The organism is Ollibium composti (assembly GCF_004801285.1).
Lineage (GTDB): Bacteria > Pseudomonadota > Alphaproteobacteria > Rhizobiales > Rhizobiaceae > Mesorhizobium > Mesorhizobium composti.
The window spans coordinates 1-5,829 of the sequence record NZ_SSNY01000025.1 but is presented as its reverse complement, the minus strand read 5'-3'; the positions used below and the strand labels follow the sequence as shown (position 1 = coordinate 5,829).

6 protein-coding genes and 1 pseudogene are annotated in these 5,829 nt (G+C 58.0%); 2 read left to right on the top strand and 5 right to left on the bottom strand.

Going from position 1 to position 5,829, the window contains the following annotated elements; all coding sequences use genetic code 11:
* Positions 1-125: 125 nt before the first annotated feature.
* The 4 genes and pseudogenes from E6C48_RS22290 to E6C48_RS22280 all read right to left on the bottom strand — a co-directional run.
* Positions 126-488: pseudogene (locus tag E6C48_RS22290) on the bottom strand (helix-turn-helix domain-containing protein); the annotation flags it as partial.
* Between the two features lie 168 nt (positions 489-656).
* Complete coding sequence (locus E6C48_RS23080) at positions 657-791, bottom strand: hypothetical protein (RefSeq protein ID WP_269142585.1); 135 nt, start codon at positions 789-791, stop codon at positions 657-659.
* A gap of 700 nt (positions 792-1,491) precedes the next feature.
* Positions 1,492-2,163 carry a DUF938 domain-containing protein gene (locus tag E6C48_RS22285; protein ID WP_230978919.1) on the bottom strand — a complete coding sequence of 224 codons (672 nt, stop codon included), beginning with the start codon at positions 2,161-2,163 and terminating at the stop codon, positions 1,492-1,494.
* Between the two features lie 40 nt (positions 2,164-2,203).
* Positions 2,204-2,968: an NYN domain-containing protein gene (locus tag E6C48_RS22280; RefSeq protein ID WP_136360389.1), complete on the bottom strand. Its 765-nt coding sequence runs from the start codon at positions 2,966-2,968 to the stop codon at positions 2,204-2,206.
* Between the two features lie 184 nt (positions 2,969-3,152).
* Here E6C48_RS22280 and E6C48_RS22275 point away from each other — a divergent pair, with 184 nt between their 5' ends.
* Both E6C48_RS22275 and E6C48_RS22975 read left to right on the top strand, forming a co-directional pair.
* Entirely contained in the window at positions 3,153-3,818 is a 666-nt protein-coding gene (locus E6C48_RS22275; RefSeq protein ID WP_136360388.1) for a hypothetical protein, read from the top strand.
* A gap of 480 nt (positions 3,819-4,298) precedes the next feature.
* Entirely contained in the window at positions 4,299-5,594 is a 1,296-nt protein-coding gene (locus E6C48_RS22975; protein WP_136360387.1) for an SNF2-related protein, read from the top strand.
* Positions 5,595-5,732: 138 nt separating this feature from the next.
* Here the strand turns inward: E6C48_RS22975 and E6C48_RS22265 are convergent.
* Positions 5,733-5,829 (bottom strand): IS3 family transposase (locus E6C48_RS22265; protein WP_136358204.1); only part of this gene is annotated, 97 nt, incomplete at its 5' end.

Here is a 5,829-nt window from a genome sequence, read left to right as displayed (position 1 = left end):
CACAGGCCGCAACGAGCAAGAAGGAGAAAGCCGCCCCTTGACCAAAACCTAAGACCCAAACCATACATGAAGGCGGGTCACTTCTCGGCGAAAATCCCGGGTCAGCTCTCAGCGGAAATCAACACCTCGATGACGCGCTGAAGGTCCATGCGTCGCCAGCGCACCACACCGTCGACGACGGGGTCCGGGCCGGTCTCCACGATCCGGGCCAATTCCACCTGCTGGGTCACCGACAGCCGCCTGGGATTGCCCGGGCGGCGGTTGTCCTTAAGCCCGGCCGGTCCAAGCGCGTTGAAGCGATGCACCCAGTCCCGCAGCGTCTGCCGATCCATGCCGCCTATCTTCGCGGCGTCCGCACGGCTCATCCCCTCCAGCACCGCTGCGATCGACAGCAACCGTCGGCTCTGGTTCGCATCCTTCGTCGAAGCCGCCAAGCGGCGAAGCTCAGACGACCTATGACTTGGCTTGATCTCTACGGTTCTCGGCATGGCGCAGGTTCTCCACGCCCCTTTTGAATCATGCCGACCTCAATCTGGGAATCCCTACCGAGTCAGATCAGAGGGCCGTTGGTATAATCCGTGTGGAAGTATGTTTTGTTGCAAAGCGAAACAGCTTTCATGGCCTTCCGATATCGGCGGTTGGCTAGTGTTGATCGCTCAAAGGACGTCGTGGGCGCTGCCGCCCGCTGGTTCGCCGATGCAGTGCGTGCGGCCCAAGCCGAGTTCCGCCTCGGGACAGTCGAGAACTTGGCCGAGCCGGATGCCGCCTTCGACAAGGCCCTCAGCGTCCATACGATATATTTCAGGTAGGGCCTCAAAACTGGATCCGTGGCGCTAGCACGCATTCTTAGGTTAGGCGGGTGGTGCTAGGCTTCCTTCCAAAGGCGCACATGGACCGGATGAACATGCCGGCCGAAATCTTCACCCCGCGTGAGCCAGACGAGGTCATTGCTCCTTGCAAGATGCCGGGTTCGGCGACACCGAGGTGCGGAGACCGAGCCCAGAAACCACATGGCTCGTTACGACGGCCGTACGTCGATGACTTGATATGCTGTATCTTAATCGATCCGTTCTTGTGAAAGCATGGCTAACCGGGGCACGTCGACCCGCGTGAAGAAGGCTGCACCGTAGAACCCTGACGGCTACGTGGCTTCTGGATGAAGACGCGGGCATTCTGCCTCGGTCGGTCTCGGGACGACGGCTTTCCACCAAAGCTTCTCCGCGAGTGGACGGTCCGGTTTCGGCCCCGGATACGCCATCCGGAACTGATGTGCAGCAGGCCTGTAGGTATGGCGGCTTCGCGGGATTTGTAATATCATCTTACACGCGGAACGGCTCAGTCGCTGCGCGATCGCTGCCTTCAGCTTTTTCGCCGTTGCCGATCCGCCGGCCTCCCATTGCTCAGCTGTCAGGTATCTCCAGACGACGGCCTCATAGGGAACCTACTGACGACCCATGTCCAGTCCTTCCGCGAGTAAGCTTCAGTTCGGATTCATTGCCTTTGGAATACGACCGACAGATTGTTCGCGGGCATCTCGTGGATTTCGGGTTCCCCGAAGCTGTGCAACAGAGCGCAGCGAGTGACATCCTCGACATTGCGCAAACCCCATTCCGGATTGCGCGACCGCAACTCGCTATCGAACGCCATGTTGCTCGGTGACGTTTGCACGCCGCTCCGCAGATATGGGCCATAGAGGAAAAGAATGCCGCCTTGGCCAAGAATGGTTTCCGCCCCACGGATGAGTCCTTCCGCGGCAGGCCAGGGCGCTATGTGAATCATGTTCAGGCAAACGACCGCCGCCGCAGATCCTAGCTGCCAGGGCAACTCGGTCGCGTCGAGGCGCAGTGGAGATAGAATATTTCCGAGTCCCTCAGCCGCAATCCACTGTTTGATCCATCGGAGGGAAGGTTCGTCGCGTTCGCTGGGTTGCCAAGTGAGGTACGGCATCATGCGGGCAAAATGAACGATATGTTGCCCCGTGCCGCTGCTGATTTCGAGCACCGTGCCATGATCGGGCAAGATGCGTTTCAGGACGTCTGCGATCGGGCCCTTGTTGCGTTCGGCAGAGGGGCTGACCGGGCGTTTGTCAGGAGAGACGTCCAGTTCCTCGTTCCGCAAATCGCTTCCTTCCTCTGCTGATGGCGCGAAGGATGTCGGTACCAAAGAGCTCCATCCCACTAAACCTGGAATAAGTCTGCAACCATCAGGACGACCGCGGCGCCTTGGTCCGTGATCGTCCGGAAGGCGCAGGCTTCACCCGGATGCGCATTGTTCCGCCCTCGGGATGGTCAATTTCAAACTCGTTCGTCTTTCGCACAAGGTCGCTCAGTTTGCGGAAGCCGAAGGTGCGTGGATCGAAGTCGGAGGCAAGATTGGCAAGCTGGTTGCCTACCGCCCCGAGCGTCACCCAGCCGTCCTCACTCTCCATCTGAGCAATCACCCGCTTGATAATTGCCGCCGCCGTGCTCGGTGGCTGGAGAGGCGTAGCTGATTGAACGGCATCGGTCACGTTGGCCGGCGCGGTCGGCAGCAGGTTTTCCGTATAGACGAAACGCCGACAAGCCTGCCGGAAACTCTCCGGGGTCTTTTGCTCGCCGAACCCATACACATCGACGCCCTGTTCGCGAATGCGGGCGGCAAGCCGAGTGAAGTCACTGTCGGACGAAACGAGACAGAACCCGTCGAACCGGCCGCTGTGCAGAAGGTCCATTGCGTCGATCACCAGCGTGATGTCGGAGGCGTTCTTGCCCGTCGTATAGGCAAATTGCTGTTGCGGGATGATGGCGTGTTTCGACAGGATGTCGGCCCAGCCCTTCGAGCGGGCGCTGGAAAAATCGCCGTAGATGCGCCGAACGCTGGCTTCCCCGATCTTCGCGATTTCCTCGAACAGCCCATCGGCGATCTTCGCCGACGCGTTGTCGGCGTCGATGAGGACGGCCAGGCGCTGGGATCGTTGTTCAGTAGGCATGGGTTGCCTTCGTCAAGGTGGTCTTTGGGGATTACGTCGTTTGATCAGATGAAATAGCGTGCGCTGCAGCAAGCAGGGACAATAACCGCTGATGATAAGGCCGTCGAGGATCAGCCCAGACGTTCTGATTAATGAAAGCCTCGGAACCGCTGATCTGGCGGCAAGTCCCATGTGCGCGAACGGCATGAAGTTGCTGATCTACGCCCGCGACAATGAGGGCATCACGCTGACGAAATCCGGCGGGTTCTTCCGCAAATTCGTTACGTGGGCCGCTCACGAATTCCGGTGGCCGGAGCACGAGCCGGAGAAGCTCTTCGCCGTCAACAAGGTGCTTAACGAGCAGGATTTCTTCCCACTTGCCGTCATGCACAGCCTGATGCTGGCAACCCGCCTGATCCGTCACTACAAAGGCAAAGCCGTGCTGACAAAAGCCGGACGGTCGATGATTGGCGACTATGGCAGGCTGCAGGCCGTGTTGTTCGACGCCTATTTTTCGACGCTGGACCTATCGGAATATGAGCGGTTCCCGATGGAATATGAAGATGCCGATCTGCGTCACTGTCTTGGCGTTGTCCAAAACCGCCTGGACGATTGGGTTGAGCTGGCCGATTTCGCGGGATGGTGCCTGCCGCTCAACATGATCACGGCATCGCGCATCGATCCGGTGTCCGATGCCTGCTTTCATCTGATTTCGCGGTTGATACGACCGCTCATCTGGATAGGACTTTTGGAACGCAAGCCGGAACAGGATCGCACCCGCATCGAGCAACGGCACTACCGCAAGACAATCCTGTTTGACCGATTTATCCGGATCGCTTTCAGGCAGGATGGCGGGTGGTCAATTCACTGACATGACGGTTCCCCAAGGTCTCCGGACGACGGCTTTCCCCAAAGCTTATCTACGAGCGGGTGGTCAGTAGGCCCCGCTCCAGCCGGAATGGACTCTTCCGGAAAACGGCGTCCAAAACGCCTATCGCGAAGGGTAACTTACCGCAGGGTGGTTCCGAAAACCGGAAAGTCATCTTCCGGCCCCGCATTCGACATGGCTCATCACGTCACTAGGTTGGGTGGGAGCGCGTGCAAGAAGTTTTACCGAGGGGCCTTTCGTGACAGTGGATCCGTCGCAGCGACACTGTTGTCGCCCCCGAGCCAAGGAAAGCTTTAGGTTGCTGTGTTCTATTTCATCCATAGAATGCCAGCGAATTAGCTCTGGTGGATGGATGCGAACAAGGGTTCAAGGAATCGGCGAGGGGTTTCTGCTTCTGACGGGGAATCGTCGGTCTTCGAATAATTTGAGGCCGGTCGGTAAGGCCGCCGCGAATTCCGGCGCATGAAGTTAATTTCTAACGCTGGGACCGAACGCGTTATCGATCAGCTGCGACAATGGCTGACACCGGGCGCGCGACTGGATCTGATTTCGAAAGAGCTTTCGGTTCACGCGTTTGCTGAGGTACGTGATCTGCTCTCGAAGACCGGCGACTGCCGGCTGCTCCTAGGAGAAGAAGCGTGGGAGCCGGCGGCGTTATTCAATGGATCGGCTGATATTGCCGCGCGTGGAAAGCTACAGGAACGGTGGCTTGCCCGTCAGCTAGCCGACTGGATCAAAAAGCTTTCTGACGTTCGGCGAGCATCCTCGACCCCGTCTCAGGCACTCGTCCTGATCGAGGCATCTGGATCAAGACGGGCCTTGCTGGGAGCCTGTGACCTCACGACCCAAGGATTGGGACTTACCCCCGGGGACAGGATGTCGCTCGTGCAAGCGACGGATGCACCTGACGAATCCTTGGCTTTCGCGGAATGGTTTCGCTCGAACTGGGACGGAATTCGGCCGAACCCCGCTCACAAAGAGTACCTCCTCCAGTTGCTAGAAGACGCCAGTTCACATCGCGCACCATCCTTGATCTATTTTCAGATTCTGTACCAGCTGTTCCGCAATCTCGGTGACGAGTTGGATGAAGAGCGGATCATCAAGTCGGCAACGGGAATTCGAAACACGATCGTCTGGAAGAAGCTGTTTCGTTTTCAGCGCGACGGGGTGATCGGCGCGATTGACAAGCTCGAACGGATTGGCGGGTGCATCATTGCCGACAGCGTAGGCCTGGGAAAGACCTTCGAGGCCTTGGCTGTCATCAAGTACTATGAACTGCGGAACGATCGGGTGCTGGTACTCTGCCCCAAGCGGCTGCGCGACAACTGGACGCTGTACAAGGCCAATGATCGGCGAAATCTGTTGGCTGCTGACCGCTTCAACTACGACGTTCTCAATCACACGGACCTGTCCAGGGAAGGGGGCCTCTCCGGGGACATTGACCTGTCACATGTGAACTGGGGCAACTATGATCTCGTCGTGATCGACGAGTCACACAACTTCAGAAATAAGGCGACTCATAAGGATCGCGATACCCGTTACGACCATTTGATGAAGCGGATCATCAAGACTGGCGTGAAGACCAAGGTTCTGATGCTTTCTGCGACCCCCGTGAACAATCGTCTGGCAGACCTGAAGAACCAGATCGCGTTCATGACGGAAGGCAATGATCTGGCCCTGATTGGCCACGGTATCCCGAGCATCGAGGCCACAATCCGGAAGGCGCAAGCGCAGTTCAATCGTTGGCTCGATTGTTGATTTCCGCTGAGAGCTGACCCGGGATTGAGGGATTTTTCCATTGAGAAGTGACCCATGTTTGAACCCACCCCTGCTGGTTGATTGCAGGGGACTTTGGAGTGATAGACATGGCCTGCTGCCGGTTTTTCGGACACGGGGTTAAGCTAACATAGCTTTCTCCTCGAACTCGACGGGGCTCATATAGCCCAGTGTCGAGTGCCGTCGCCGGGGATTGTAGAAGCGCTCGATGTAATCG